At 48.8% G+C, this 25,840-nt stretch carries 30 protein-coding genes and 1 pseudogene; 6 read left to right on the plus strand and 25 right to left on the minus strand.

The features are described 5' to 3' along the window. Nucleotides 1-19 precede the first annotated feature (19 nt). The 8 genes from deoB to HQN90_RS02380 form a co-directional block, all read right to left on the minus strand. Nucleotides 20-1,195, minus strand: a complete 1,176-nt coding sequence (gene deoB / locus HQN90_RS02345; protein WP_173216046.1) for a phosphopentomutase — start codon at nucleotides 1,193-1,195, stop codon at nucleotides 20-22. A gap of 110 nt (nucleotides 1,196-1,305) precedes the next feature. Continuing rightward, nucleotides 1,306-2,202 (minus strand): site-specific tyrosine recombinase XerD, encoded by an 897-nt coding sequence (xerD, locus tag HQN90_RS02350; RefSeq protein WP_420851025.1) that lies wholly within the window; start codon nucleotides 2,200-2,202, stop codon nucleotides 1,306-1,308. Between the two features lie 86 nt (nucleotides 2,203-2,288). Further along, nucleotides 2,289-2,528: a DUF4227 family protein gene (locus HQN90_RS02355; protein ID WP_173216050.1), complete on the minus strand. Its 240-nt coding sequence runs from the start codon at nucleotides 2,526-2,528 to the stop codon at nucleotides 2,289-2,291. A 57-nt stretch (nucleotides 2,529-2,585) separates the two neighbouring features. Next, nucleotides 2,586-3,716 carry an alanine dehydrogenase gene (ald, locus tag HQN90_RS02360; RefSeq protein WP_173216052.1) on the minus strand — a complete coding sequence of 377 codons (1,131 nt, stop codon included), beginning with the start codon at nucleotides 3,714-3,716 and terminating at the stop codon, nucleotides 2,586-2,588. A 166-nt stretch (nucleotides 3,717-3,882) separates the two neighbouring features. Further along, complete coding sequence (gene fur, locus HQN90_RS02365) at nucleotides 3,883-4,368, minus strand: ferric iron uptake transcriptional regulator (RefSeq protein ID WP_079409595.1); 486 nt, start codon at nucleotides 4,366-4,368, stop codon at nucleotides 3,883-3,885. A gap of 104 nt (nucleotides 4,369-4,472) precedes the next feature. Beyond that, entirely contained in the window at nucleotides 4,473-5,114 is a 642-nt protein-coding gene (gene spoIIM / locus HQN90_RS02370) for a stage II sporulation protein M (RefSeq protein ID WP_244208885.1), read from the minus strand. A gap of 61 nt (nucleotides 5,115-5,175) precedes the next feature. Then, nucleotides 5,176-6,360, minus strand: a complete 1,185-nt coding sequence (locus tag HQN90_RS02375; protein WP_173216054.1) for an endonuclease Q family protein — start codon at nucleotides 6,358-6,360, stop codon at nucleotides 5,176-5,178. Beyond that, nucleotides 6,357-6,914, minus strand: a complete 558-nt coding sequence (locus HQN90_RS02380) for an NUDIX domain-containing protein (protein ID WP_173216056.1) — start codon at nucleotides 6,912-6,914, stop codon at nucleotides 6,357-6,359. The genes HQN90_RS02375 and HQN90_RS02380 overlap by 4 nt, the downstream gene beginning before the upstream one ends. A gap of 94 nt (nucleotides 6,915-7,008) precedes the next feature. Between HQN90_RS02380 and mciZ the strand changes: the two are divergent. After that, nucleotides 7,009-7,074 (plus strand): annotated as a pseudogene (gene mciZ, locus HQN90_RS39840) (Z-ring formation inhibitor MciZ); the annotation flags it as partial. Between the two features lie 34 nt (nucleotides 7,075-7,108). Here mciZ and HQN90_RS02385 read toward each other — a convergent pair. Both HQN90_RS02385 and HQN90_RS02390 read right to left on the minus strand, forming a co-directional pair. Further along, entirely contained in the window at nucleotides 7,109-8,224 is a 1,116-nt protein-coding gene (locus HQN90_RS02385) for a DUF3866 family protein (RefSeq protein WP_173216058.1), read from the minus strand. Between the two features lie 129 nt (nucleotides 8,225-8,353). Further along, the gene (locus HQN90_RS02390; protein ID WP_173216060.1) at nucleotides 8,354-9,484 is read right to left on the minus strand and encodes a M20/M25/M40 family metallo-hydrolase; all 1,131 of its coding nucleotides are present in this window, start codon (nucleotides 9,482-9,484) and stop codon (nucleotides 8,354-8,356) included. Between the two features lie 74 nt (nucleotides 9,485-9,558). On the opposite strand from HQN90_RS02390, the gene prli42 reads away from it, so the two are divergent. After that, a complete protein-coding gene (gene prli42, locus HQN90_RS39245; RefSeq protein ID WP_158081981.1) occupies nucleotides 9,559-9,663 on the plus strand; it encodes a stressosome-associated protein Prli42 in 105 nt (34 codons plus the stop codon). A gap of 2 nt (nucleotides 9,664-9,665) precedes the next feature. On the opposite strand, the gene HQN90_RS02400 is transcribed toward prli42, so the two are convergent. The 4 genes from HQN90_RS02400 to lpdA form a co-directional block, all read right to left on the minus strand. After that, nucleotides 9,666-11,015, minus strand: coding sequence for a dihydrolipoamide acetyltransferase family protein (locus HQN90_RS02400; RefSeq protein WP_173216062.1), 1,350 nt, complete (start codon nucleotides 11,013-11,015; stop codon nucleotides 9,666-9,668). 71 nt (nucleotides 11,016-11,086) lie between these two features. Further along, the gene (locus HQN90_RS02405) at nucleotides 11,087-12,067 is read right to left on the minus strand and encodes an alpha-ketoacid dehydrogenase subunit beta (protein ID WP_173216064.1); all 981 of its coding nucleotides are present in this window, start codon (nucleotides 12,065-12,067) and stop codon (nucleotides 11,087-11,089) included. A gap of 2 nt (nucleotides 12,068-12,069) precedes the next feature. Continuing rightward, nucleotides 12,070-13,080: a thiamine pyrophosphate-dependent dehydrogenase E1 component subunit alpha gene (locus tag HQN90_RS02410; protein ID WP_079409587.1), complete on the minus strand. Its 1,011-nt coding sequence runs from the start codon at nucleotides 13,078-13,080 to the stop codon at nucleotides 12,070-12,072. 105 nt (nucleotides 13,081-13,185) lie between these two features. Then, complete coding sequence (gene lpdA / locus HQN90_RS02415) at nucleotides 13,186-14,610, minus strand: dihydrolipoyl dehydrogenase (RefSeq protein WP_173216066.1); 1,425 nt, start codon at nucleotides 14,608-14,610, stop codon at nucleotides 13,186-13,188. A 171-nt stretch (nucleotides 14,611-14,781) separates the two neighbouring features. On the opposite strand from lpdA, the gene HQN90_RS02420 reads away from it, so the two are divergent. Beyond that, entirely contained in the window at nucleotides 14,782-15,039 is a 258-nt protein-coding gene (locus tag HQN90_RS02420) for a DUF2627 domain-containing protein (RefSeq protein ID WP_173216068.1), read from the plus strand. Between the two features lie 9 nt (nucleotides 15,040-15,048). On the opposite strand, the gene HQN90_RS02425 is transcribed toward HQN90_RS02420, so the two are convergent. Genes HQN90_RS02425 through steA form a run of 3 tightly spaced genes read right to left on the minus strand, consistent with a single transcriptional unit; the run spans nucleotide 15,049 to nucleotide 17,812 of the window. Continuing rightward, nucleotides 15,049-15,960 (minus strand): MraY family glycosyltransferase, encoded by a 912-nt coding sequence (locus tag HQN90_RS02425; RefSeq protein WP_173216070.1) that lies wholly within the window; start codon nucleotides 15,958-15,960, stop codon nucleotides 15,049-15,051. Next, nucleotides 15,930-16,664, minus strand: a complete 735-nt coding sequence (locus HQN90_RS02430; protein ID WP_338042267.1) for a glycosyltransferase family 2 protein — start codon at nucleotides 16,662-16,664, stop codon at nucleotides 15,930-15,932. Before HQN90_RS02430 ends, HQN90_RS02425 begins: the two co-directional genes overlap by 31 nt. Beyond that, nucleotides 16,661-17,812 (minus strand): putative cytokinetic ring protein SteA, encoded by a 1,152-nt coding sequence (gene steA / locus HQN90_RS02435; protein WP_173216072.1) that lies wholly within the window; start codon nucleotides 17,810-17,812, stop codon nucleotides 16,661-16,663. Before steA ends, HQN90_RS02430 begins: the two co-directional genes overlap by 4 nt. A gap of 127 nt (nucleotides 17,813-17,939) precedes the next feature. Here steA and HQN90_RS02440 point away from each other — a divergent pair, with 127 nt between their 5' ends. Then, nucleotides 17,940-18,125, plus strand: a complete 186-nt coding sequence (locus tag HQN90_RS02440) for a hypothetical protein (RefSeq protein WP_173216074.1) — start codon at nucleotides 17,940-17,942, stop codon at nucleotides 18,123-18,125. A gap of 100 nt (nucleotides 18,126-18,225) precedes the next feature. Here HQN90_RS02440 and HQN90_RS02445 read toward each other — a convergent pair whose 3' ends face one another. Further along, nucleotides 18,226-18,405, minus strand: a complete 180-nt coding sequence (locus tag HQN90_RS02445) for a hypothetical protein (RefSeq protein ID WP_079409580.1) — start codon at nucleotides 18,403-18,405, stop codon at nucleotides 18,226-18,228. A 134-nt stretch (nucleotides 18,406-18,539) separates the two neighbouring features. Here HQN90_RS02445 and HQN90_RS02450 point away from each other — a divergent pair, with 134 nt between their 5' ends. Next, a complete protein-coding gene (locus tag HQN90_RS02450) occupies nucleotides 18,540-18,761 on the plus strand; it encodes a hypothetical protein (RefSeq protein WP_173216076.1) in 222 nt (73 codons plus the stop codon). On the opposite strand, the gene HQN90_RS02455 is transcribed toward HQN90_RS02450, so the two are convergent. After that, nucleotides 18,740-18,994 (minus strand): hypothetical protein, encoded by a 255-nt coding sequence (locus tag HQN90_RS02455; protein ID WP_173216078.1) that lies wholly within the window; start codon nucleotides 18,992-18,994, stop codon nucleotides 18,740-18,742. The genes HQN90_RS02450 and HQN90_RS02455 overlap by 22 nt on opposite strands. A gap of 145 nt (nucleotides 18,995-19,139) precedes the next feature. Here HQN90_RS02455 and HQN90_RS02460 point away from each other — a divergent pair, with 145 nt between their 5' ends. Further along, on the plus strand, nucleotides 19,140-19,406 hold the full coding sequence (locus tag HQN90_RS02460) for a hypothetical protein (RefSeq protein ID WP_079409577.1): 267 nt from the start codon (nucleotides 19,140-19,142) through the stop codon (nucleotides 19,404-19,406). 51 nt (nucleotides 19,407-19,457) lie between these two features. Here the strand turns inward: HQN90_RS02460 and HQN90_RS02465 are convergent, their stop codons facing one another. Genes HQN90_RS02465 through HQN90_RS02490 form a run of 6 tightly spaced genes read right to left on the minus strand, consistent with a single transcriptional unit; the run spans nucleotide 19,458 to nucleotide 25,839 of the window. Beyond that, nucleotides 19,458-20,843 (minus strand): cobyrinic acid a,c-diamide synthase CobB, encoded by a 1,386-nt coding sequence (locus HQN90_RS02465; protein WP_173216080.1) that lies wholly within the window; start codon nucleotides 20,841-20,843, stop codon nucleotides 19,458-19,460. Then, nucleotides 20,843-22,000, minus strand: a complete 1,158-nt coding sequence (locus tag HQN90_RS02470; RefSeq protein WP_173216082.1) for a cobalt-precorrin 5A hydrolase — start codon at nucleotides 21,998-22,000, stop codon at nucleotides 20,843-20,845. Before HQN90_RS02470 ends, HQN90_RS02465 begins: the two co-directional genes overlap by 1 nt. After that, the gene (cobM, locus tag HQN90_RS02475) at nucleotides 21,997-22,773 is read right to left on the minus strand and encodes a precorrin-4 C(11)-methyltransferase (RefSeq protein WP_079409574.1); all 777 of its coding nucleotides are present in this window, start codon (nucleotides 22,771-22,773) and stop codon (nucleotides 21,997-21,999) included. Before cobM ends, HQN90_RS02470 begins: the two co-directional genes overlap by 4 nt. Beyond that, complete coding sequence (gene cobI, locus HQN90_RS02480) at nucleotides 22,774-23,484, minus strand: precorrin-2 C(20)-methyltransferase (protein ID WP_173216084.1); 711 nt, start codon at nucleotides 23,482-23,484, stop codon at nucleotides 22,774-22,776. It lies immediately after the preceding gene. Then, on the minus strand, nucleotides 23,477-24,712 hold the full coding sequence (cbiE, locus tag HQN90_RS02485; RefSeq protein WP_173216086.1) for a precorrin-6y C5,15-methyltransferase (decarboxylating) subunit CbiE: 1,236 nt from the start codon (nucleotides 24,710-24,712) through the stop codon (nucleotides 23,477-23,479). The genes cobI and cbiE overlap by 8 nt, the downstream gene beginning before the upstream one ends. After that, nucleotides 24,709-25,839 carry a cobalt-precorrin-5B (C(1))-methyltransferase gene (locus HQN90_RS02490; protein ID WP_173216088.1) on the minus strand — a complete coding sequence of 377 codons (1,131 nt, stop codon included), beginning with the start codon at nucleotides 25,837-25,839 and terminating at the stop codon, nucleotides 24,709-24,711. The genes cbiE and HQN90_RS02490 overlap by 4 nt, the downstream gene beginning before the upstream one ends. Nucleotide 25,840 lies beyond the last annotated feature (1 nt).

Consider the following 25,840-nt stretch of genomic DNA (forward strand, 5'->3'; position numbering starts at 1 on the left):
AAACGTTTATCAAACTTTGTTATTTTAAAAGCGACAAAAAGCTTTCGCCTTGCTCCGTGGCTTTTACGCCGAAATTATCTGCGATCGTAGCTCCCAAATCGGCAAACGTGCTGCGAATACCAAGCGATACAGGCGATTCAAAACTTGGACTGTACAGTAAAATAGGCACATATTCGCGGGTATGATCTGTCCCTGCATGGATCGGGTCATTCCCATGATCCGCCGTCAAAATTAGCAGGTCATTCGGACCGATGACCGATTTCAGCTGCGGCACGAACGCATCGAATTCCTCCAGCGCTTTGCCGTACCCCTCTGGATCGCGGCGATGCCCATACAAAGAATCAAAATCCACAAGATTGGTGAAAGCCAATCCTTTGAATGACGTCCCAAGCACCTCAATCGTCTTCTGAATCCCATCCAGATTGCTCTTGGTTGAGGAAGTTTGTGTGACGCCTTCACCATCGAAGATATCATTGATTTTGCCGATGGCTATGACGTCCAGCCCCGCATCTTTGAGATGATTCATGACCGTAGGCGCCGGAGGCTTCACGGCATAATCATGCCGGTTTGATGTACGCTTGAAGGCTCCAGGCTCCCCTAGATAAGGTCTTGCAATAACTCGGCCTACCGCGAACTCATCCTGCATCGTTAATCTTCTGGCAACTTCACATGCCCGGTACAGCTCTTCGAGCGGAATAATGTCCTCATGCGCGGCCAGCTGAAACACGCTGTCAGCCGAAGTGTACACAATCCAAGCTCCTGTTTTCATCTGTTCTTCGCCCAATTCATCCAAAATCTCCGTTCCGGAAGCCGGCTTATTCCCAATCACTTTGCGACCTGTTTCTTGCTCAAATTGCGAAATTAAGCTTTCTGGAAATCCATTCGGATACACGTTAAATGGGGTAGAAATATGTAATCCCATCAATTCCCAGTGTCCTGTCATCGTATCTTTACCTACGGACACTTCTGCCATTTTACCGTAATATCCTTCCGGTGAATCCGTTGCTGGAATCCCTTTGATTGCTGCAATGCTTCCAAGGCCCAAACGCTGTAGGTTCGGAAGTGAGAACCCGTCTACCTTCTCTGCGATATGTCCGATTGTGTGAGCGCCACTGTCTCCAAATTGTTTGGCATCCGGTAATTCGCCGATACCTACACTATCCAATACGATTAAGCTTATTCGTTCAAAGCGCACGCTGTTCCCTCCAAATCAATTCCTTCTGTTATCCACCCTTAATTATCTCATTTCCTATGGCTGAATGCAAAACAGCAGCATTTCCGCTTGGAAACAGCTGCTGTCTCTAGCTACATATTCGCTCTGGGATGCGCGCTATTATAAACATCCTTCATCTTAAGCTTAGCTGCTTGCACGTACATTTGTGTAGATGAAATATCGGAGTGCCCTAGCATTTCTTGCACGGATCTAAGATCTGCCCCATTCTCAATCAAATGTGCCGCAAAGGAATGTCTAAGCGCATGCGGAGAAATATCGTTTGCAATATTGATATCTTTGGCATATCGCTTCAAAATCTTCCAAAAGCCTTGCCTCGTCATTCGCGTGCCCAGATGCCCGATAAACAAGGCTTCTTCATCCGCCGTTTTCTTCAATAGCTTCTTCCGATCATTATGTATATAGGTGGTCAGACATCGATTCGCGATCGCGCTAAGAGGAATATTGCGCTCCTTTTCCGCTTTGCCGACGCATCGAATGAACCCCATCTGTAGATTTACGTCGGTTACATTCAAAGAAATTAATTCAGACACACGAATGCCCGTCGCATAGAGAAGCTCCAGCATCGCTTTATCTCTCGCACCGCTTACAAGCTCAGCCTGAGGCGCATCCAGCAGCTTTTCTACCTCTTGGATCGATAAGACTTTGGGGAGCTTTTTTTCCAGCTTGGGGGCTTCAATGTAAATCGAAGGATCCGCATCCAGCACTCGTTCCCTCACTAGAAACTGGTAAAGTGCTCTTATGGAAACTAAAGTACGCGACAACGTTGCTGATGCGCGCCCTAATATTCTCATCTGCGAGAGGTGTCCGGCAATATGTGTTTTATTCGTATCTTTCCAACTTGTAATCTCATGCTGCAGCAGGTAATCCACATATTGGTTCAAATCTCTTTGATAAGATTCCAACGTATTCCGTGATAGCCCCCGTTCAACTGATAGAAATCGGATGAAGGATTGCAGCTCATTCGTTATCATGCCAGTATGCTCCTTCGTATCTTGCCATATCTTCATATGGATAGCATTCAACGATCCCTGAGCAAACTCCTCTTTTTTACGCTTTATTCACCATACCAATAAAATAACCGCAATCGATCGCTCATCGTTCCTGTTTCCTTCAAGGAAACAGGATCATGCTGACCAAAAACCTTCACAGACTTCCCCGAAGGGGTCTTGTACTTGTTCACCGGCTCAATCCAGCCCGTCAAGACCAGCATAACTTGATATAAAATGACGGTCAATGCCATGAAAAGCAAAATGTATCGTAAGCGAACAAGTAATTTTCGATAAGAAAAAATCATAGCCCGTCCTCATTTCCTTGCCTTTCTTAAGGACAAGATATGAAGAAGCAGGCCTGTTTATGACAACTCAGCCAACTTTGCATAAGGCAGCCCTAACGCCTCGGCAACAGCAGGATGAGTCACATTTCCTTGATAGGTATTTACCCCCAGCTGCAGCGGGTAATTGACAGAAATCGCCTGCTTAAAGTCAGAATTAGCTAATTCCAACGCATAGGGCAGTGTGACATTGGTTAATGCCAGCGTAGATGTCCTCGGGACTGCACCAGGCATATTGGCAACCGCATAATGCAAGACTCCATGCTTCACATAAGTAGGATCGTTATGCGTTGTAACACGATCAATCGTCTCAATGGAGCCCCCTTGATCTACCGCGACATCCACAACAACAGCACCCTGCTTCATGCTCTGTACCATCACCTCTGTCACTAAGCGAGGCGCTCTCGCCCCTGGAATCAGAACAGCTCCGATTAAGAGATCTGCTTTCGGGACGGCATTTGCGATATTAAATGGATTCGACATCAAGGTGATCAATCTTCCGCCAAAAATATCATCCAAGGCCCGCATCCGATCCGCGCTCCGTTCAATAACAACTACACTGGCCCCAAGGCCAAGAGCCATTTTGGCTGCATTCGTTCCCACGATGCCGCCACCAAGAATAACGACATTGGCTGGCGGTACGCCCGGTACCCCTCCAAGCAATATCCCCCGTCCTCCATAAAACTTCTCCAATAAGTGTGCGCCAATCTGTACCGACATGCGACCCGCGACTTCACTCATTGGTGTTAATAGCGGCAGCGAGCCATTCGGCAGCTGAATGGTTTCATAAGCAATGCCTGTTACTTTCTTATTCAGTAGATGGTCCGCCAACTCACCGGCAGCAGCCAGATGCAAATAAGTGAATAGCAGCTGCCCTTCCCGGAAATATCCATATTCCTCAGGAAGCGGTTCCTTCACCTTCATAATCATATCGCTGCGTGCCCACACCTCTGCGGCATCCGCGAGAAGATCCGCACCTGCCTTGGCATAATCTTCATCCGCGAAGCCGCTGCCCTGGCCTGCTCCGCTTTCGACCACAACTTGATGGCCTGCCAGAAACAGCATACTTGCCCCTCCCGGCGTCAATGCAACACGGTTCTCATTGTTCTTCAATTCTTTGGGAACACCGATCACCTTCGATTGTCTTGTCATCACGGCTACCTTCTTCCTATGTTCATTAGTCATAATGTGCCCATGCTTCCAGTCCAATTATGTGAGCTGAAGAACGATCTGTCCTTTCTGTCATTATATGAAAAAGACGAAAAAATGCCTGTATGCACGAGCTGTGCTTACAGGCATTTTCTTTGTATGAACAGTTCTATTCAGATCCTGTTGTTTTGGATTTGTCCAATGAGTCCGGCTTTCCTCGTTCGTTACAGCGATAGCAGATACCTTGAAAATCAAGTCGATGATCGAGCACTTGGAAATTAAAATCACTGTCTAGCCTTTCTTCCAAAGGTCCGAGCCAGTCTTCCATAATTTCATCTACGGATCCGCATTGCACGCAAATTAAATGATGGTGATGGTGACGTGTACTGTCATCACGCAAATCGTAACGAGCTACGCCGTCGCCAAAATTCATTTTTTCCAAAACATGCAGCTCGCTCAGCAGCTCTAGTGTTCGGTATACGGTTGCCAGACCGATCTCCGGAGCTTTATCCTTCACAAGCATAAACACGTCTTCCGCACTCAAATGATCTTGTTCATTTTCTAAAAGCACGCGCACTGTCGCTTCCCGTTGGGGAGTTAGCTTGTACCCTTGGGATTGCAGTTGCTGCTTAATCTTCTCAATCCTTGCTTCCATATGCCTCCCCCTCAGAAAGGTGGGCATCCAAGCCCAATTTTAGCCACTCTTTTTATTATAGGGGGAGCTAGCTGACAAAGTCAAACATTAACATGCATAAAACGCTAGCTATAAAGTCCAGCGAGCATCGGCGTTACCCATTTCATCATCATTTGTGACATATATCCTTCCCAAAGGGCTGCTCCCAAAAGGAATATTCCCATCACGAGCGTAATGGATGTGTAGCGCATAAAAGGCTGGTACATGTTGCCATTCCGGCTCAAAAAGCGATTTTTTATCATATAAATGGAGAAGGCCATCGCCGCGACACTGCAGAATAGAATAGCCGGGACGACAATTAAATTCTGAGGCGCAACAGAAACAAGCGCAAATAACAACCCTTTCCATGACATTTGCCCGACTAAATAACCAACCGTAAAGCCAATCAACACACCTTTCAGAAAATCAAGAATGAGAATTAACGGAAAACCGATAACCGACAATCCAAACAGCCAGATCAACAATATCCATTTCATATGCATGCCAAAGGCTTGTACAAAGGATTGCCTGCTGTCGAATTCGGCGCCCTCATTCACTTCATGGAAAAAACTGCCCAAATGACGCGTCATCTCTTGCTTTTGTTCCAATGAAAGAGCATTAACCATCACAGCGCCAAACACCACGCCAATAATGAAAAGTACGGAGACGAATATAAAAAGCGGCAAATTATCCTTCATATATTGTTTCATCGTTAGGTTTCTATTCACCCTCGCTGCTCCTTCCTTGTACAACCTGTACAAAGACAAGCTTATGAGCGATTCGTGAAAACTATGAACGATTTTTATTCACTTTGCCGTATCGCCCGCCGCCGCCAACCTCCAACTGCAAGGAGCCTTCCCTGGCTTTGACCAGATAGGAAGCAATTTCCTCCCCAATTTCACGTTGCAATTGTTCCAACGTTGTCCGATGCAGCACATTCATCTCCGTTCCAAAGCGCTGCAGCAATTGATCAAGCTTCTTAGGCCCAAGACCCGGAATAAACTCTAGAGGAATTTGAAAATGATAGGGCGGCCGATAAGGCGGAAGATACGCCTGCTCACGATCAGCCAAGGCAAGGATTCGATCCATGACCCCTCTTACGATCTTCGCACTGCCACAGTCCGCGCATCGTTCTACCGTCTCTACACGCTCATCCAGGATGGACTCACATACGCTGCAATAAGTGCGATGGTATTTGCCCAAACGAGGATTAAGCCCGTAATTCGCGGTGATTCCACGTCCGTCCTGGCGATTCAGCGCTTTGACCAGCTCTTCGAAGGTGGGAGCAGCCAACTGCATTTCATTATATTCACGTCCGATTTTGGCAAGCGAGTGCGCGTCCGAATTCGTCACGAAAGAGAAGCGGTCCAGCTCGGAAATCAAGCCGGCCATTTCCGAATCTGCACTTAGTCCGAGTTCAACCGCAGCGATCCCATCCAGCTCCAGCAGATTTTCCATTCTACCCGTCGCGCTGCCGTATACACTTTTGTGCGGGGTGAAAATATGGGCAGGGATTAGAACCCCTCCCCGCCCTATTACCTCGTCTTGCAGTACACGAGCCGGAACATAAATGCGCTGGGAGCTTAGCTCCACATTTTTCATATAACCCTTCATCCATGTTGTGAACTCCCGCATCACCGATAAATTCGGCATATAAGCCAGCAAATGGGCAGGCCCCATTCCTGGCTCCCGCACCTCGATTTCACTTCCCAACATAATAGCCGTATCCCGATATTGGATGCCGCCGCCTGCAAGTTCCTCCATCTCGCCACGGTCCAAGTAAGTCATGATATCATCCTGCACCGACGGCGATTGGCAATCGATAATCCCGATGATTTCCATTCCTTTGCGAACCGCTGCCTCATGGGCAATATTGAAAAACGTAAGGTTGTTAGCCGCACTGATTTTGACGGCTTGTCCTTTCTCCGTTCGGCCAATATGAATATGCAGATCTGCGTAATAGGATCTCATCATCCCATCTGCCCAGTTAAACGATACAACTTCCACGCATAGACGGCCATGATCGTCTTCGCATCGCTGATACGCCCCTCTTGCATATATTGCAGCGCTTGCTCCAACGTTATCGCTTCACATTCCAGAAATTCGTCCTCATCTGGATTCGCTTCACCCTTCACCAAATCTTCCGCTACATAGAGATGGATGATTTCATCAGCGAACCCTGGCGAGGTATAAAAAGAGCTGACCAGCCTGATATTCTCAGTCCGATAACCGGTTTCTTCCACAAGCTCTCGCAGGGCGGCTTTCATAGGCTCTTCCCCCGCATCCAGCTTGCCGGCAGGAATTTCAACCTGGCTCTTCTCAAGCGGCTTGCGATACTGCTCGACAACAATCATTTTATCCCCCAGAAGCGGGATGACGGCAACAGCGCCTGGGTGCTTTACAATTTCGCGTGTCGCCATTTCCCCGTTAGGCAGACGGACATGGTCTACTTGCAGCGAAATAACTTTCCCCTTGAAAATTTGTTCAGACGTTACGGTTACTTCTTCGAATTTTTTGTGTAATGACATACTAACACCTCATCATGATTAATTGGTCTATCTTGTCCCATTCGCGCATATCGTTCATTATATCAAAATTTAACCTGAAAAGAGGAAATTGGATATGAAGAGCTATGTTACCGATCGCCAAATTAGGCTTGTAGGCAAAGCTTGGGAAGTCAAACGCCAACTGCAGCTAATGCTCCAGCAAGGTGGAAACCATGTTACTCTTGTCGATTATGTAACTGATATACATACTCAGCAGCCGCACAAACGGCTTGGAAATAAGCGGGGTCCTGAAATAATCCCCTTCCCATCGAGGTAATGGATTCCGGGTATTTTCTGAGAGCCTCGTCTATCTCATCTTGGGCAATAGCCGGCATATGCACAACTTGATGCCGCTTCAGACTTTGCGCCTGCTCTTGGACGAGCCCATGTTCTTCTCCCTGCAGGTGCGGCAAGGGTACGATCGCAGGGCAGCTGGCAGCTATTTGCAGCGCTGTCAGCGTATGATGGCTTATGCCTCGATGCCGCAACCGTGCATCTGCGAAGGAGATGCGCGGAATCACAATGGGCGTCCCGCCAAGGGCATGAACGGCGTTAACAAGCTCCCCTGTTTCTATACCCGAATAGCCATAGAGAGTTCCCGTGCCAACGATTCCCGGACCCATCGAAACGATACAAAGATCAGCCTTGGCGACATGTTTCGCTGCGACTAAGGCGCTGAACTTATTCACAGCCTCTATTTTACCCCCATAAGCTTGACCATAAGTAATCGTAGTCTCCAGCCACCCAAGCGCCTCAAGAAACGCCACATGATGACTCCATGCGAGCGGCAGCGCGCCTCCATCCGACATCACGTAAGCTACCTTCCTTGCCTCCTCAACACCACCCTTTAACTCTCGGTAACGCAGCCAACTTATAGCAATAGGCAGCATGCTATGCAATTCTCCCAGCAATACAGGCATTCCCGATAGATGCATTGGTTCCAAAAAAGTGGCATGATAGCTGCTTTGCGGTTCTTCGACGGCTAACACACTCCGCTGCATCGGGGTGTATTTGAGCTTCATGATATGCCCTTCCGCTGTTGCTGGCACGCATTCGGGATCAGCTCGCCATTCGCGTGCACCGATAACCAAATGATAGCCTCCAGAACCTAACCCCAGGTCCATCGCCGTTACATTCAAATCAACCACCTCCCCTGCCGCCAATAGCGGGGCACTGTCTGTGTAATGCACCGCGCGTTCAAGCTTCCCGCTTCGCATCCGGACACGAACGATCTGCACGCCTTCACGAACCGATTCAACGCCTTCTACCGTCCCTATATCTCTTCTCAACATTGTGGCAATCCCCCCCCCGCTTGGACGCATCTTACTCGAAGCATATGTGGGCTGCCGCAGTTTTACCCCTTTTCAAAGCAAAAAACCTCAATTCCACCTAAGTAGAAAATGAGGTTTTCAGTTCATTTATTAGACGTTTGCTGCTTCTTTGACAAGGGCAACAAGCAATTCAGCCGTTTTGACCAGATCGCTGATGGCGATATGTTCTTTGGTTGTATGAATTTCGTGATAACCAACGGCCAAATTCACCGTAGGAATGCCCATGCCATTGAAGATGTTAGCATCGCTTCCACCACCGGAGTGGAAAGTCCGAGCTGTCAGTCCAAGCGTCGCGAGCGCTCTGCTCGTCAGCTGTACGATTGGCGCTGAATCGTCATGCATGTAGGAAGCATACACGATGTCCGCATGAAATTCACAAGTTGTGCCCGCATCTGCCGCAGCGGATTCACAGGCTTGCTTCATCGCAGCAATTTGCGCCTCCAGCTTATGCTGAACGATACTGCGAGCTTCTGCTTCCATTTTCACTTTATCGCAGACCACGTTCAAGGGACCTACACCCGAGAAACTGCCGATATTCGCTGTTGTTTCACTGTCGATACGTCCCAGCGACATGCGGGATACCGCTTTACTGGCAACTTGGATGGCACTGATGCCATCTTCCGGATTCACGCCGGCATGCGCAGATTTGCCATGGAAAATAATTTCAATCTCCGCACGGCCAGGAGCAGCCGTTGCGATGTCTCCGATACTGCCGTTGGAATCAAGCGCAAAGCCAAACTCCGCTTCCATCACACTGCGATCCATGGCGCGAGCGCCTTTCAGACCGCTTTCTTCGCCAGCGGTAATAACGAATTGAATGCGGCCATGCGGAATATTGTTTTCCTTCAACACTTGGATGCCTTCAAGCATCGCGGCAATACCTGCTTTGTCATCGCTGCCCAGAATCGTGGTCCCGTCGCTGCGAATATAGCCATCTTCACCAATTTGCGGCTTGATCCCCTTGCCTGGCGCTACGGTATCCATGTGAGAGGTAAAGAAGATCGTTGGAATCGCAGCATTGCTGTCCGTCGCTTCCAATGTACAAATCAGGTTTCCAGAGCCGTGACCACTTTTCGCCATGGAATCATCTTCCACCACGTGTAAGCCCAAACGGCTGAACTTCTCTTTCAGAACGACACAGATGTCTTGCTCGAAGCGGGTCTCGCTGTCAACTTGCACAAGTGCTATAAATTCTTCCACTAAACGGTTTTGTTGAATCATGTACTTTCCTCCGATACTTACTTTGAGTTACAATATAACGGTACAAGCTTTTACGACAAAGGAGTGAGTATTCATTGTTACAAAATAAACGCTGGTTTAAAGTCGTGATCTATATTATGTTGATCGTCATGGTATTATCAAGCCTATTGTTTACTGCGGGATTATTTTTTACTTCTTAATTTTAATAAATCTTCGTATCCGCATTATAACTTTCTAGATTTTCTTTCACTCGCTGCAGGAACCTTCCGCAAATGACACCATCGAGAATTCGGTGATCCAGCGATAAACAGAGGTTGACCATCGAGCGAACGGCAATCATATCTTGAATAACGACAGGCTTCTTCACAATCGATTCAAAGGTCACAATCGCTGCTTGCGGATAATTGATGATCGGATAAGACAGAATCGAACCAAAGGAGCCTGTATTATTTACCGTAAACGTTCCGCCCACCATATCGTTCAGCGATAATTTCCCCGCGCGTGTTTTCTTCGTTAATTCATCAATCTCTCTAGCCAAACCGGCGATATTTTTCTGATCCGCTTTTTTGATCACCGGCGTCATAACGGAATCTTCCGTCCCGACAGACAAGGAAATGTTAATATCCCGCTTCACGATAATTTTATCAACAGCCCAAACCGAGTTGATGATCGGATAATCTTTGATCGCATTCACAACAGCTTTCAGCATGAAAGCCAAATACGTCAAATTAATGCCCTCGCGGCGCATAAACTCATCCTTCACTTTGTTCCGCAGAACGACAAGATTCGTAACATCGACTTCAATCATGGTCCAAGCATGTGGAATTTCGGTTACGCTTTGACGCATACGGGATGCAATCGCGTTCCGTATTGGCGTTACATCAATGAAATGCTCATTACGCGAGTCGAGCGAATGACCTTCGGCCTCGATCAGCGGAGTCTGTGGATTCGCTGAGAGATGAATCCCTGAGCTGCGCACAGGCATGTTCGCAGCTTGAGGCTGTTCCGCAGCGATGGCAGAGGCCGCTTGCTGCTGCGATTGTACAGCAGCAGGCTGAGCTGCTGGAGCAGCAACCGCATTGGCGCCGCCGGAGCCGATGAATTGCTCAACATCCTTGCGCGTAATGCGTCCGCCAAGTCCTGTTCCTGCAACACGCGCCAAGTCAACGCTGTTGTCTTGCGCGATACGCTGCACAGCCGGCGAGTAACGGCCGCGCATGCTTTGGTCCGTATCGGCGGACAGCGCAGCGCCTACTGGGCTAACAGCTTCTGTATGTGCGACAGTCGACGCATCTACCGTCTCTTCAATCAAACAAATCGCTTCGCCGACAGCTGCGGTTTCGCCGTCTCCGACGATGATTTTTACCAGCTTGCCTTCAATAGGAGAAGGCATTTCGGTATTTACTTTTTCTGTGAAAAGCTCACAAAGAACGTCATATTGCTCGATATAATCGCCAGGCTTCTTCAGCCATTTGCCGATGGTCGCCGAAACGAGACTTTCCGCCAAATGCGGAACAGTAACCTCTGTCAGACGGCTGTTGGTTTGATTCATAGGTGTACCTCCTAAGTTCAGGAACTGATCAATGATAGATATAAGCGGTTGGAATTAGACCTTTATTCGATTTAGAACATGGCAAGCTGACGCATGGCATCCTTCAGCTTATCTGCATTGAGCAGGAAGAACTTCTCCATCGGAGGGTTGCTGCCCACTGCCGGGACGTCAGGACCGCATAGTCTTGCGATCGGCGCATCAAGCTCGAAGAAGATTTCTTCGGCAATGATGGCAGAAACTTCAGCGCCTACTCCGCCTGTTTTGTTATCTTCATGGGCAATCAGCACCTTGCCTGTTTTCCTCACGGCTTCCAGAATCGCCTCTTTGTCGAGCGGCTGCAGCGTGCGCAGATCAAGCACATGCGCGGAAATGCCTTCCTTAGCGAGCTCCTCAGCTGCTTGCAGCGCATAGTTAACGACCATCCCATAAGCGATTACGGTGATGTCCGTTCCTTGGCGCTTCACGTCAGCCTTGCCGATCGGAACGATATAATCGTCGTCAGGCACGTCAGCAGAAAGCGCCAAATAACACTTTTTGTGCTCGAAGTAGAGCACTGGGTCCGCGTCACGGATAGCCGCTTTCAGCAGCCCTTTGGCATCGTAAGGATTGGAGGGCGCTACGATCTTCACACCTGGCGTGCCGAAGAAAACAGACTCCGGACATTGGGAATGATACAAAGCCCCTGCACCTGTCGCACCGTAAGGTGCGCGAATGACAATCGGGCACGTCCAGTCATTATTAGAGCGATAGCGGATTTTCGCAGCTTCGCTCAGAATTTGATTCGTTGCCGGGAAAATGAAATCGGCGAACTGAATCTCGGCAATTGGCTTCATTCCATACATTGCTGCGCCAATGGCTACACCGACAATCGCTGACTCCGCCAGCGGCGTGTCGAGCACACGGTCTTCGCCGAATAGGTCGCGAAGCCCTTTGGTTGTGTTCAAGACTCCGCCTTTCCCTACGTCTTCTCCTAGAACGAAGACATTATCATCAAGCTGCATTTCCTCCTGCATCGCAGAGCGGATTGCTTCCAAATAAGTGATTACTGCCATAATTAGTTGCCATCTCCTTCTGCGTAAACGTGGAGAAGCGTATCTTCCGGCTTCGGATAAGGCGCAAGATCCGCATACTTTGTCGCTTCATTGATTTCTTGCTTTTGAAGTTCCTGAAGCTCGCTATCCAGCTCATCATTCCAAAGCCCGCATTCCATCAAGTATTCTTTGAATTTCACAATCCCGTCCTTCTGACGGTTTTGTTCAACTTCTTCTTTCGTGCGGTAGAGCATATCATCGTCCGATGTCGAATGCGGCATAAGACGGTACGATACCATTTCGATCAGCGTTGGACCTTCGCCGCGAACGGCCCGCTCTCTTGCTTCTTTCGTCACACGGTACATTTCCAGTACATCGCTCCCATCGACTTGAATGCCAGGGAAGCCATAGCCTAATGCACGATCCGAAATTTTGCCTGCCACTTGTTTATGTAGGGGAACGGAAATCGCATATTGATTATTTTCGCAAACGAAAATAACCGGCAGCTTGTGAACCCCTGCAAAGTTACAGCCTTCATGGAAGTCTCCTTGGTTGCTGGAGCCTTCTCCAAAGGAAACGAACGTGACGAAATCTTGCTTTTTCATCTTGGCCGCCAGCGCAATGCCTGCGGCGTGAGGAACTTGCGTCGTTACCGGAGATGAACCCGTGACGATATGATTTTTCTTATCGCCAAAATGTCCGGCCATTTGCCGTCCACCGCTGTTCACATCTTCGGCTTTGCAGAATACGGCAAGCATAAGATCCTTCACGGTCATGCCAACGGAAAGAACGAAGGCATAATCACGGTAATAAGGAAGGAAATAATCCTTTTGCGCTTCCATCGCGAAAGCCATCCCTACTTGACCTGCATATTGCCCCATACCGGACACATGGAAAGGAATTTTCCCCGCGCGCTGCAGCATAAAAGCTCGCTCATCATATTTCTGAGCAAGGTTCATCACTTTATACATACGAATGACTTCATCATCTGATAAATCTAATTGTTGGTGCTTATAAAGTTGACTAACGGACATGGAGTTTGCCTCCTTAAGAAATTTTAATGACCAAAACTTAATACCTGGTCCTAAGACTTGACTCTATAAGCTTATTATAAACGCAAATGTTTATGATTACAATTTTTATCCGCTAATTGCAATCCCATCCACTGCAAGCATCGCTTCGCCCAAAGCTTCCGATAATGTTGGATGAGGATGAATCGTTTGGCCAACTTCCCATGGTGTCGCATTCAGCACTTGCGCCAAAGCAGCTTCCGTAATGCTGTTTGTCACACTTGGCCCAATCATATGAACACCTAGAATATCGTTCGTTTCACTGTCCGCTATGACTTTAACAAATCCATCCGTATCTCCATAAACGAGAGCTTTCCCAATCGCTTTAAAGCTGAATTTGCCAATTTTCAGTTTATGTCCTTGCTCTGTGGCTTGCTGCTCCGTCCATCCGACGCTGGCAATTTCAGGTCTTGTATATGTACATTTGGCGACAAGATGGGCTTGCAGCTCATGAGGGGTTTGACCGGCAATATGTTCTGCCGCCAGAATTCCTTCATGTCCGGCCATATGGGCTAACATCAGTCCGCCAATCACATCGCCGACCGCATAAATATGAGATTCCGTCGTTTGCATGAAGGCATTTACACGAATGACACCTTTATCAATCTTGACGTCGGTATTCTCAAGTCCGATTCCTTCAACATTCGCCATACGACCAACCGAGACAAGTACCTTGTCGGCTTTTAATTCAATGATTTCCCCTTGCTTGTCCGCTTGCAGGGTAACAGCACCTTCTTCAATCTTCACCGAATCCGCAAGAACCTTAGCACCTGTAACTAGGTTAATGCCACGTTTCTTGAATAAGCGTTCCAACTCCTTCGAAATATCCGCGTCTTCCAACGCAACCAACCGCTTGTCAAGCTCCACTATGGTCACCTCTACGCCGAAATCACGCAGCATGGACGCCCACTCCACCCCGATGACACCGCCGCCTACGATAATAATTGACTTCGGCAGCTCGTCCATTCGCAGCGCATCTTCACTTGTCAGAATGTGCGTACCGTCAATCGCAAGACCTGGCAGGCTGCGCGGTCTGGAGCCGGTAGCGATGATCAAATTGCTCGAGAGAAGCGTTTCAATATCTCCGTCTTCTTTCTCAACAGAAACCGCGCCGCTGCGCGGAGAAAAGATCGAAGGTCCAATAATCCGGCCATTGCCTGCATGCACCGTGATTTTATTTTTCTTCATCAGAAATTGCAAGCCTTGGTGGAGTTGGTCCACAATTCGCTGCTTGCGTGCCAACACACGATCAAAATTCAGCTCAACGGATTGTGCCGTAATCCCGTATTCCTCGCTTTTTTGCATCGTTGCATACACTTCTGCGCTGCGCAGCAAAGCCTTGCTTGGAATACAGCCTTGATGCAAACAAGTGCCACCAAGCTTCTCTCTTTCCACAATCGCTACCGTCTTGCCAAGCTGTGCAGCCCTGATTGCAGCGGTGTAGCCACCAATTCCTCCGCCTAAGACAACAACATCATATCTATGTTCACTCATCTGTAATTCCTCCTTATTAGGCATTCGCTTTCCACATATGTAACCATTAGTCTCTATTATATTACCCTTTTTTGACTTCGAAATCATAGTCTTATTTGTGAATTAGACACACTAACAGATTCAGAGTATGATGATAGAAAAAAACATGAGACCAAACAGTAAGGAGCAGCTATGAAAGCCCCATTTTATCGATTTATTGCCATTTTACTCCTCGTTATTCCTGGTTTGACCGCCACTTATGGGTTTCTAGCCATGAAAGATGCTTTTTTTGCCCAGTTTAATCTGGAAGGTCACTTCCTTTGGGGGAAATTTTTTCTAGGCTTAATTTTATTTCTATTAGGCGTTGCTTTTATCGGCGGCTGGACCTTTTTTCGCGACCGCAAACGCAATTATCTTGCACCGCGTTTTAAACCCAAACGCCGCAAATAGACCGAACCTTCAAGTCCGGCCTAAATGGTCTAACCAATTCAAGAAACGGTTCCGCTCAATGAGTTTCGTCAGGGAGCTTGTCTCGGCAAGCTTATGCAGGAAGATGAGTCCTATCATCATCACACATTGCGCCAGCCATGGAAAAGATAGAATCACCCCATAGCCAAGGGTAAAACCGAGCAAATTAGCGCCCGCATCGCCCAGCATCCCGCGTCCTCCAATATCTGACTTGTACAGTAACAGCACACCTATACATACAGGCATCGTTGGCAGCAAGCCCATCATCGGGATCGTCATCCCGAGCAAACCAACAATCACGACAAATAAAGCAATGCCCACATACACTTTTAACGAACGTCCCGGTCTAACGTCCATTAAGTTCAGGGCGTTCGTCATCAGAACGAGCAAGAGAAGCTGCACCCCCATCTGCCAGATGGGGGTTTCTCCGTTTCGGAGCGAAATCACAAGCCACATTGCGACAGCGAGTGTCCCTATTGCCTTGACCGCCCCCATAGATACGATTTTGGTTTCAATCCAGTACTGGAAGTGGCCCCTTAGCCCTTTTACCGTTTTGCTGCCAATGACATCATCCGTCCACCCAAGCAAGAAAATGATCGTCGCCGCCAGCGTATATGTGCGATTGTTTGCTTCCCAATCCTGCAGTTGACTTCCTAAATTGCCTAAATTGGCTGACCACATCCATTCATTACGCTGCAGCACCCAAGCTGCCACCTGCAGCATCAGCTCCTGAAGCCACAGAAGCAGCCAAAGCACGATTCCCATCCCTCTTGGAATCATCAGGCCAGCATAGTTGAGTTCCACTTGCCCATGAGCCGTCAGAAACCTCTGTACGTGCGGCAGCAGCCACCGCCCTGCGGCAGCAAGCACAATCAGATCGAGGATTGATCCGATGAGACCCATACCCGCTTCCTCCCTTTCCAGCGAGCCAGCAGCGTGCACCCTACCGCGGCGAACTGCTTGCCGCGGTGAAGGAAGCCGTGCCAATCCCGCCCCGTTTCCCGGTGCGAAATTGGCACGTTCAGCTCCACGATGCGCAGGCCGCTGCGCGCCGCATCAATCGTCAGCGCGACTTCGACACCGAAGCCGCGGGCGAACTTCCCCAGCTCCCGCAGCCGATCAGCGCGCACCGCGCGCTGTCCGGACAAGGGAGCTTCGGTCTCATAGCCGCTGAGCCGGTAAATGCCGCGGCGGGCTAAGCCCTTCACCAAGCCGAAGCCAGCTTTGCCGCGGGACGGCGGCAGCTTCGCTATCGCCATGTCCGCTTCGCGCCGCAGCAGCGGCTCGATGAGGACAAACGCCTCTCCCGCCGTAGCCCGCAGGTCGGCGTCCAGAAAGAGCAGCAGATCGCCGCGCGCCTTGGCGACGCCAGACTGCAGCGCCGCTCCTTTGCCGCGGCGCCGCGAATGCTTCACCAGCTTGTCCACCCAAGGCCAAGCCACTTCATAAGTGTTGTCCCGGCTCCCGTCATCCACTACAATCACTTCAATCCTGAGTCTCTCTTGAGGAGTAACGTTCACTTGCCTCTGGATATGCTCCAGCGTTTCCTGAATGACATCCGCTTCATTCCAAGCCGGAATAATAATCGATACGAAGGGCTTCATCATTCTCCCCCTAATCGCCACACGACATGGGCGATACGTCCCAGAATCCAATGCATTTGAAAGAACCCAAGCGCGATAAAGAAGAGCGAGAGCACTATGGTTGCAACCGCTTCTCTTCTCCAGAAATGGGGCATCTTATATAGAACCCCAATACTTTTAATATCCACCAGTCTGGCCCCAATCTTCATTCTCACCAGCAGTGTGCTGCCCATACCCTCTCGCCCTTTTTCCAGAAAATCAATCATATGCGTATGCGCTCCCACCGTAACCAACCACTGCGCTCCATGCTCATTGGCTAACAGCAAGGCAGCGTCTTCACTCGTTCCAAAGCAGGGCAATACATGTGCAAACAGCCCCAGTCGATTCGTGCGAGCCAGTCCTGGCGCTGTACCATCAGGGTAAGCATGAACGATGATTTCTGCTCCGCAAAACAGCGCTTCATCCGTCACACTATCCATATCGCCCACAATGAAATGAGGCTGATAGCCTAATTCAAGCAGCGCGTCGGCTCCCCCATCAACACCGATAAGGATAGGTTTAACTTCGGCAATGAATGCTTTGGCAGCCAATAAGTCCTTCTTATAGCCTTTTCCTCTGGAAACAATAAGCACATGCTTATCTGTCATCTCGGTTTGCAGCGGCAACAACGGCAGCGGCTCCAGAACTGCCTTTTTTTCACGCATCGCATAGGTCAACGAATTTTCAATAAACTGCTCAAGCAGTTGGTTGGATTGTGCATGCGCAAGCTGCTGGAAATGGAGCCATTTCTCCTTGGTGAAAGACGCACAGGCCATATGAAAGTGACCTATTCGAACCTCATTTTCGTATATAGCTATTTCTGAATTCGCTGTAAAAAAATCGAACATCGAGCTGTCTACTTCCCAAATCGGAATTTGCGCCTGCAGCAGCATGAGCGGTCCTTGGGTCGGATAGGCGCCGCTCATCGTCGTCAGGCAATTAATAACAGCCTTTACTTTATGGTCAATAAGCTCTTGAGCCACGACTTCATCCAAGTCGCGATGCTGAAGAACGACGATTCTACCAGGCGGTAAATCACGCAGCAATACTTTCGTAATCGCGCCTACGCTTATCTTTCCTTTGCAAAGAGGCAGCGGTTTTGAAGTAAACAAAGACAGTGAGGACCAGTTCATGGCAGACCGACTTCCCTTTCGTTGCAGGATGCCGTTATTTTAACCTTAACCACGAACTTCTATGTATAAATTGCCAATTAGATGGCAACTATTGGGTTATATTCTGATGGAAAGGAGAACACGATCCATGGAGCTAAACATGAGCGCAGATGAAGTTTTAGGCCACATTGTACAGCTTCACAACACCGGGGAATCACTAGCCAAAAAGAATGTGAAGAAGCTACACCCTGATCTAATGAAAAACGCCCTCTATTACTACCCAAGCTGGGAACATGCCTTGCAGAAGACAGGAGTAGACAACATCGTTCACTAAACATACATAGCATGCGCAGCAAAAAAGAGCTCCGATTGGGATATCCCATCCGGGGCTCTTAGCCATTTAACTGCTCCATTTATCTGCTTCATTCAGCGGTCTATTCCTCGATAACTTCCCATTCCACCTGCACCATCCGATCCATCCATGTCCGAATGTTGACTTCAATCGCACTTTCGATTTCTTCATCCGTCATTTCACCAAGCTTTTGCTCAGCAATCTCAAGCACGTCCTGCTTGACTGTTTCACCGTTGATGGCCAATTGAACTTGAATACGCATAGCATTTCCCCCTAAGCAAACCAAAATAACATCTGATTTTAAGCAATCTTTCCATTGCTGCCGCTGCTTTAATTGTTTAAAATAAAGTAGATCTAGAATAAAACAGAACGTATAAGAAGAAAAGAGGTCATCACATGTCCCGAACTCAAGCACAGAAACAAAGGCAGCGCTGTTTACGTGAAGGCAAGCTTGATCCAGCACTTCAACGGCTGCACTGGCATGGTTTAAATCCGGTCTCCAAAGCTACACCTACTTTGAAGGAACTGCAAGCCAAACAACAGCATAAGCACAAATCAAGGAATTTGAACCATTCGCATGGGGACGATTCCTTTTTTCATGAGGATTTAAGTGCTTGAATAACAATTCCATGCTCGCCTGCATAGTCAATTAAGGCCTCAATTTCATCGGGGCGAAACGTATATTTACAATCAAAGCCATTAAAAAACAACTTCCATTCTGTCACATAACCATCATCCCCCACAGCTAACTCTGCTACATACAAGGAATCAGGCTCATCTTCGAATTGTAGTCCTATATGCACCTGTACCATTTCTTCCAAAATTTCCTGCTCACAATAGTCCATGATCACCTTATAGGACCTCCTATTGAATAAAATCTTTTTTATTTATATAATATACTAACGCGCCCAAGCGAACAAAGACATGGGCATGCAAGTTTATGCTTAAGCTGACGTAAAAAGTTTTGCTGAAGCAAAACTCTTAGGAGGAATTTCAATGGCATATGATCCACAAGTAGTAGATGCAACAATCGTTAGTGACAATAAAAAAAATGGCCTTTTCGAGGTCGTCGTTTCGTTGAAAGACCGCAATAAATGCCGTCTGTTCTTCGAGAGAGATTCCGAAACAGGCATCGGCAAAGTAACTGATCTGAATAGACTGATGAAAGAACCATGCCCGATTTGCCGCAAAGATTACCTTTGCAACTGTCTTGACCGCTACAAACAATCCATTGCGGACCAAGCTTTGACTTTCATAAAATAATGCCTCACGCAAACCGAAACCCCCTAGCTGACAAGCTAAGGGGTTTCATTGTTATTTGCGCTTTCGTTGATAGTTTACACAAGCTTCCAGCCAAGAGCTCACGATATTGGGATTAGATGCGAAATGCAAATGGGTATAGCCAGCAACCAAATTTCCGAGCAAGTACCCCTCCGCTTTGGTTCCCAATCTGCCTTTGGATTGAAAGGCTGCCTGCCCGTCTGCCTGCTCATTCAGTTGAATGGTCGAATAATGAAATTCATGACCGCGGGCTTGTGCGCCGGATGAAAGCAAGAAGTTACCTTCAGCTCCTGTGACCTCCCGATAACCTAACGCAGCCAGCTTCTTCTGCATCGTGACTTTACCTGGAACGATGCCAACCATCGGATAGTCATTTCCTGCCGTATCGGCAATGGATTCCGTCAAATACATATAACCGCCGCACTCCGCAAGGGTAGGAATGCCGTCAAGAATTCGGTTTCTGACAGATGACTTAACTTTTTCATCAGCAGCTAGACGTTCCGCAAACTCTTCGGGAAAACCGCCCCCGATATATAGCCCGTCCGCTTCAAGAGGAACAGCTTCACCTGCCAGTGGAGAAAAGTAAATGCACTCTGCCCCGCTTGCTTCTAACAGCTCCAAATTTTCAGGATAATAGAAATGAAAGGCTGCATCTTTGGCAATCGCGATTTTGACACGCTTTGCTTGCGGACGATCTCCAGCTAGGAATAAGTACGGCCCACTTTCGATCGGTTCAGCTACAGCAGCTTCAAGCAGTTGATCCAGATCTACATGCCTAGCTACCTTATCTGCTAATTGGTCAAAAAATGGCTGCAGCTCTCCACGCCCAATGGAGGGAACAAGTCCCAAATGCCGTTCAGGGAGCTCCATGCCGGCATCCTTAGGCAAATAGCCGAACACAGGAATACCGCATTCCTGTTCAATGGCTTGCTTCACCAGCTTATAGTGCCCCTCGCTGCCTGCTCGATTAGCGATTACGCCAACAATCCGGTCTCCTTGACCAAACTGCTGAAATCCTCGCACGATCGCGGCAACACTTCTTGCCATGCTCGCAATATTGACAACAAGGATAACCGGAGCCCCAAGAAGACGCCCGATATCTGCTGTGCTTCCTTCATCAGATAAGGGGTCCTTGCCATCAAACATGCCCATAACGCCCTCGATTAACGAAATATCAGCGCCGCTGCTGCCACGTTGAAATATTTCTTTCACCGCTTCCCGCGGAACCATCCAAGAATCCAAATTGCGGGCGGGTCTTCCTGTCACGGCTGTATGATACGTTGGATCAATATAATCGGGGCCGCATTTAAACCCTTGAACAGCAAGACCTCGCTTCTGTAAAGCAGCCATAATACCAATCGTCAACGTTGTCTTCCCGACACCGCTGCCTGTACCGGCAATCACAAGCCTGCGATCCATTACAAGCCACCTCGCTCATCCTCTTTGGCAATACCAAATTCGAGCAAACCTACTGAAATGGTGACATTTGCTGATTTCTTCTTAATTAAGGCCAGCTTATTATGACCGGTGTATAACTTCACAGCCGGTTCACTCACAGCATAAGCTCCCGTGAACTTAAATACCGTTTCAGAAGGTGCTTCTACGCTCACTGTGTTCAGCATCTCGGGCGTGTAATAGTTGAACTCCCAGCCATACTTGCGAGTCACCTCAAGCAATCCTGCTTCATCCTGCTTCAAATCAATGGTGCAGACAGCTTTTACACTACGTATTGAAAAAGACAGCTCATCCAGTGTCTCACGAATAACTTGTTCAATTTCCTCGGCAGAAGTTCCGCGGTTGCATCCTATACCTAACACGATCACTTTAGGTCGATACAAGACGCCGTTCGTCAGAATACTCATCTCTTCCTGCTGGAGCAGACGATGCGTAACGAGCAGCACCGCATTGGGGCTGCTTGCCCGTCCCTCTTCAATAGAGCTGAATTGCTGTATATTCGGCGGGATCGGTCGATCATGCGTCCACCAGTTAGGCTCACCTGATTCTTGGATCACCGCAATCTTTTCTTCATTCACAACTGCCGCGCTGACCGGTGTCAGCTTATCGGCTGATTCCCAAACCCATCCGAAACGACGACCAAAGAGATCGACAGGAATCGTTTTCTGGACATCGGAAGCTGTTGTGATGACGGCTTTGGCGTTAATCGCTGCGGCAACTTCATGCGTTAACTCATTCGCTCCGCCTAAATGACCGGAGAGTACACTGATAACGTGCTCCCCATTATCATCAATCACAACAACCCCTGGATCTTTCTTCTTATCCTTGAGCAAGGGGGCAATCATTCGAACAACTGCACCCAGCGAAATAATGATAATAAGTCCTTGATAAGCAGGGAAAAGAGCAGGAAACAACATGCGCACACTACCCTCAAACAGTTGAATGGAGCGCTGCTCTTCATCACCTTTGGTAAACTTGCTCATGTAATAAACATCCGTGCCGCTCATCTGCTCATTCAGCTTGCGCGCAATCTCAACACCATGCTTCGTGATAGCCACAACCGCATAATCATTCTGTTGACGAATTTCCGGGACTATCCCCTCTTTGAGGCTTATCGTCATGGTTTAACACCTCTGCGGAAGCGGTGCGTGAATGATTTGTCGTACAGCTTGGAGCGATATTCTTCTTTCCCATGAATTTCCGGGTCCAGCGCCCATCCCGCCAGAATCATCGCATGAGAGCGAATACCATGCGTTCGCATATCCGCTTCTAATTGTCCTACTGTGGTACGAACAATAAGCTGATCCGGCCATGTAGCACGCTGTACGACCGCAACTGGCGTATCTTCACTCCATCCCGCTTCCATAAACTCGCTCACAACCTTCTTGATCAGGGTCGCACTCAAGAACAAAGCGATCGTACAATGATGTGCGGCAAGATCTCGCAACTTCTCAAGCTCAGGAACCGGCGTACGTCCCTCGGCACGTGTTAGGATTACTGTCTGCGTCAAATCGGGGATGGTTAATTCCGCACCAACAGCCGCGGCAGAGGCGAAAACTGAACTAACGCCGGGAATAATCTCATACCCAATATCTTCTTTACGCAGTAAAGCAATCTGCTCCATCGTAGCACCGAACATAGCCGGATCACCCGTATGAACGCGAACAACCATTTTCCCTTGTTTCAAGCGATCGACAATGATTGCGACCATCTCTGTCAAATCCATGCCAGAGCTTTTCAACACTTCCGCCTCAGGCTTTGCTTTGGCAATCAGTTCTTCATTCACAAGCGAATCCGTGTACATGACAACGTCCGCTTCCTGAAGCAGCTTCAAGCCTTTCACCGTAATTAAATCGGGATCGCCAGGACCTGCGCCAATAATATAAAGTTTCATCTATTTTCTCACCACCATCAAAGTTAAATATTCCAATTCCCGTCCTTGCAGCTCATCCACATTGCGCCAAATCTCTTCCTCCGATGAAGTTACTTTGGTTAACACAGAAGCTTTGCTCACAAGACTTAGATCACGAAGAACGGACAGCATTAAATCAATGACCTTTGCTACTTTAATAAACACGACACAGTCATGCTCTTCAATCGCTTTACGCATTTTGTCATAGTCATCCATCGCCGGAACGATGGCAATTTGTTCATCACCATCCGCCAGCGGGATGCCTAAGCGAGAAGCTGAGGCGTTAATAGACGATATGCCAGGAATAGAAACAGCCTTGACTTCCGGATGACGTTCATTCATGAGGCGCATCAAATGGATGTAGGTGCTGTAAATCATCGGATCGCCTTCCGTTACAAAAGCAACATCTTTCCCCTGTATCAAATGCGCGTAGACACTTTCAACCGTTTTCGTCCACTGTATTTCAAGCGCTTCTTTATCCCTAGTCATCGGAAACGTTAGGCCCATCATCTCTTTTTGCTCTGTATTCACATAAAGCTCAGTAATGGCCAAAGCATAGCTTTTCGCACCGCGTTTCTTTCTTGGATATGCGATAACCGGGCACTCTTTCAACAACCTGAACGCTTTCACTGTAATCAATTCCGGGTCACCGGGACCAACACCCAAACCATAAAGTGTTCCAAGTTTACTCATCACTGCTTCCTCCCTCGCTATCTGCCTGCTTGCGTTCTGCGGTAATGATGTAGATAGGATTCAGTGCATCAAATCGTTTCATATGTAAGATCGGTTTGCTGCGCGAAACCTGGACAAGCGCAATTTGCGTCGTGAAGCCAACCTTGGCAAATGTTTTATCCGCTTCATAAAGCGTCTCTATTGTTGCAGCGTTCAGAACAATACGGCCGTTCGGTTTCAATCTGGAAGCACAAACCGCCAGCAGTTCTTCCATTTCTCCGCCGCTTCCACCGATAAAGATGGCATCCGGATCTGCGAAGCCTTCCAAGCCCTTCGGCGCCCTGCTGTGCACTGCCGTTAAATCCACGCGGAATTTCGCGCTGTTTTCCAGGCAGTTGCGAAGATCGTCTTCGTTTTTTTCGATAGCAAATACAGCGCCTTCACGGGCAATCCGAGCCGCCTCAATGGCAACAGAGCCAGTACACGTGCCAATATCCCAGACAACGCTATCTGCGCGAAGCCCTAATTGGCTAATGCTTAATACGCGTATCTCTTTTTTCGTAATGAGCCCCTTATCTGGCTTGCGTTGGGCAAATTGATCATCTTCGATGCCTAGCGGCCATACAGGACCTGTTGATTGTCTTTTCAGTATCACAACATTTAACGGCGAAAACGAAGCTTCTCGCAGCTGTTCCAACTCATACCAACCGCATCGTTCTTCGTCTCCCTCCAAGTTCTCCGCAACGAAAGCCCGGTATTCCGTCATGCCATAAGAAAGCAAATAGGACGCAATGGCGCTTGGGGAATTGGTTTCATCCGTGAGGAGCGCTATTTTGTCTTTGCCGTCAATCCGCTGTGCCAAGCCCTTGATGCTGCGCCCATGTACACTTGTAATATACGCGTCGTGCCAGCTTTCCCCCATGCGGGCAAACGCCAATTGAATCGAGCTGACAGCTGGGTAAAACTGCACGCCTTCCAGCTTCTTCGCGACATAACCGCCAATGCCATAAAACAGCGGGTCGCCCGACGCCAAAATAACGACCGAGCGCTCCTCCGTCTGAAGCTTATGTATAAGCTCAGGCAAGCTGCCTTTAATCACGATTTTCTCCCCGGCAAAGTTCGGGAAAAAAGCCAGGTTGCGCTCACCGCCAACCAAAACTTCACATTCGTTGATCCACTTGCTATATAAAGGGATTAGGCTCCCTTGACCGCTATCGCCGATTCCGATTACTTTCACATTTGTACTCATTCGTATCCCATCTCTCCATTCCCACTGCTTTTCACCATGGCCGATTTCCCTAAAAGCTCGGCTTTCATTGAAATAATGACCGTTTCTATGCGATCAAACCCGTCTCGACCTACCTCTTCAAGTCCAGCCAAATTGCAGCGCTCGCACAATCGTTCAAAATATCGCAAATAGCCTTGCGCAGCCATCATATCCCCAACCTGCGAGGCCGTGTTCGCACCTCTTACTTCTGCAACAAGCTCATCTGGCGCCTCTGATTCAATCGCCACTTGGGCAAGGAATTCGAAATCCACAGCTGCCGACTTCGAATGGACCATCATGACACCTTGGGCCACTTTCGAAAATTTCCCCATCATGCCAACGAGAGTAATTTTGCGGATGCCTTGGCGCTGCGCTTGCGTCAAAGCAAATCCAACAAAATCCCCCATCTCGATGAAGGCTTCCTCCGGAAGCTCCGGATACATTTGGATACCGTAAATTTCCGTCCGGCCGCCGGTCGACAGCACCAGCTGATCGCAGCCGCATTTCACCGCAACGCGGATCGCCTGCGCGACGCTCGCCTTGTAGGCGGCAGTCGAGAATGGCACCACGGTGCCGCGAGTGCCCAGAATCGAAATCCCGCCGAGGATGCCCAGACGCCCATTGAGCGTCTTCTTGGCGATCTCTTCGCCGGCGGGAACAGAAACGAGCACGTCTACGCCGTGCTCGATCTCGTATTGGTCAAGCACCTCTTGCACGGTTTCGCGGATCATTTTCCGCGGGACCGGGTTGATGGCAGCTTGACCGACTTCTACCGGCAGGCCGGGCTTCGTCACGCGCCCCACGCCAACGCCGCCATCTATGCCGACGCCAGGCTCGGCACGGAAGCTCACGCGCACGATGATTTCGGCACCGTGCGTCGCATCGGGATCATCGCCACCGTCCTTGATGACGGCGGCCTCGCCCCACAGCGGCGTAAAGCTGCAGCTGTGGAGGACAAATTCGACCGTTTCCCCGATGGGGATACGGATGTGCACGAGCGCTTGCGGCGCTTGCTCAATGAGCGCCAGCAGAGCTGCCTTCGCTCCTGCGGTTGCGCAGGAGCCGGTGGTATAGCCGTGACGCAGCGGCTTGTCCGGTACTTCCTGCATA

The organism is Paenibacillus alba (genome assembly GCF_013204855.1).
Classification (GTDB): Bacteria; Bacillota; Bacilli; order Paenibacillales; family NBRC-103111; genus Paenibacillus_E; species Paenibacillus_E alba.

Bases quoted from the DNA above. Each gene is read 5' to 3' on its own strand.
- HQN90_RS02450 (WP_173216076.1), top strand. From the start codon at position 18,540: ATGTCCCGAACTCAAGCACAGAAACAAAGGCAGCGCTGTTTACGTGAA.
- HQN90_RS02385 (WP_173216058.1), bottom strand. From the start codon at position 8,224: ATGTTGAGAAGAGATATAGGGACGGTAGAAGGCGTTGAATCGGTTCGT.
- lpdA (WP_173216066.1), bottom strand. From the start codon at position 14,610: ATGAGTGAACATAGATATGATGTTGTTGTCTTAGGCGGAGGAATTGGT.
- HQN90_RS02430 (WP_338042267.1), bottom strand. From the start codon at position 16,664: ATGATGAAGCCCTTCGTATCGATTATTATTCCGGCTTGGAATGAAGCG.
- HQN90_RS02465 (WP_173216080.1), bottom strand. From the start codon at position 20,843: ATGGATCGCAGGCTTGTGATTGCCGGTACAGGCAGCGGTGTCGGGAAG.
- HQN90_RS02355 (WP_173216050.1), bottom strand. From the start codon at position 2,528: ATGATTTTTTCTTATCGAAAATTACTTGTTCGCTTACGATACATTTTG.
- HQN90_RS02400 (WP_173216062.1), bottom strand. From the start codon at position 11,015: ATGAATCAAACCAACAGCCGTCTGACAGAGGTTACTGTTCCGCATTTG.
- HQN90_RS02425 (WP_173216070.1), bottom strand. From the start codon at position 15,960: ATGGGTCTCATCGGATCAATCCTCGATCTGATTGTGCTTGCTGCCGCA.
- HQN90_RS02460 (WP_079409577.1), top strand. From the start codon at position 19,140: ATGGCATATGATCCACAAGTAGTAGATGCAACAATCGTTAGTGACAAT.
- fur (WP_079409595.1), bottom strand. From the start codon at position 4,368: ATGGAAGCAAGGATTGAGAAGATTAAGCAGCAACTGCAATCCCAAGGG.
- HQN90_RS02440 (WP_173216074.1), top strand. From the start codon at position 17,940: ATGGAGCTAAACATGAGCGCAGATGAAGTTTTAGGCCACATTGTACAG.
- HQN90_RS02420 (WP_173216068.1), top strand. From the start codon at position 14,782: ATGAAAGCCCCATTTTATCGATTTATTGCCATTTTACTCCTCGTTATT.
- HQN90_RS02390 (WP_173216060.1), bottom strand. From the start codon at position 9,484: ATGATTCAACAAAACCGTTTAGTGGAAGAATTTATAGCACTTGTGCAA.
- cobM (WP_079409574.1), bottom strand. From the start codon at position 22,773: ATGAAACTTTATATTATTGGCGCAGGTCCTGGCGATCCCGATTTAATT.
- HQN90_RS02380 (WP_173216056.1), bottom strand. From the start codon at position 6,914: ATGTCATTACACAAAAAATTCGAAGAAGTAACCGTAACGTCTGAACAA.
- steA (WP_173216072.1), bottom strand. From the start codon at position 17,812: ATGAACTGGTCCTCACTGTCTTTGTTTACTTCAAAACCGCTGCCTCTT.
- cobI (WP_173216084.1), bottom strand. From the start codon at position 23,484: ATGAGTAAACTTGGAACACTTTATGGTTTGGGTGTTGGTCCCGGTGAC.
- HQN90_RS02405 (WP_173216064.1), bottom strand. From the start codon at position 12,067: ATGGCAGTAATCACTTATTTGGAAGCAATCCGCTCTGCGATGCAGGAG.
- HQN90_RS02375 (WP_173216054.1), bottom strand. From the start codon at position 6,360: ATGATGAGATCCTATTACGCAGATCTGCATATTCATATTGGCCGAACG.
- ald (WP_173216052.1), bottom strand. From the start codon at position 3,716: ATGACAAGACAATCGAAGGTGATCGGTGTTCCCAAAGAATTGAAGAAC.
- HQN90_RS02410 (WP_079409587.1), bottom strand. From the start codon at position 13,080: ATGTCCGTTAGTCAACTTTATAAGCACCAACAATTAGATTTATCAGAT.
- HQN90_RS02445 (WP_079409580.1), bottom strand. From the start codon at position 18,405: ATGCGTATTCAAGTTCAATTGGCCATCAACGGTGAAACAGTCAAGCAG.
- HQN90_RS02470 (WP_173216082.1), bottom strand. From the start codon at position 22,000: ATGACGATAAGCCTCAAAGAGGGGATAGTCCCGGAAATTCGTCAACAG.
- HQN90_RS02490 (WP_173216088.1), bottom strand. From the start codon at position 25,839: ATGCAGGAAGTACCGGACAAGCCGCTGCGTCACGGCTATACCACCGGC.
- cbiE (WP_173216086.1), bottom strand. From the start codon at position 24,712: ATGAGTACAAATGTGAAAGTAATCGGAATCGGCGATAGCGGTCAAGGG.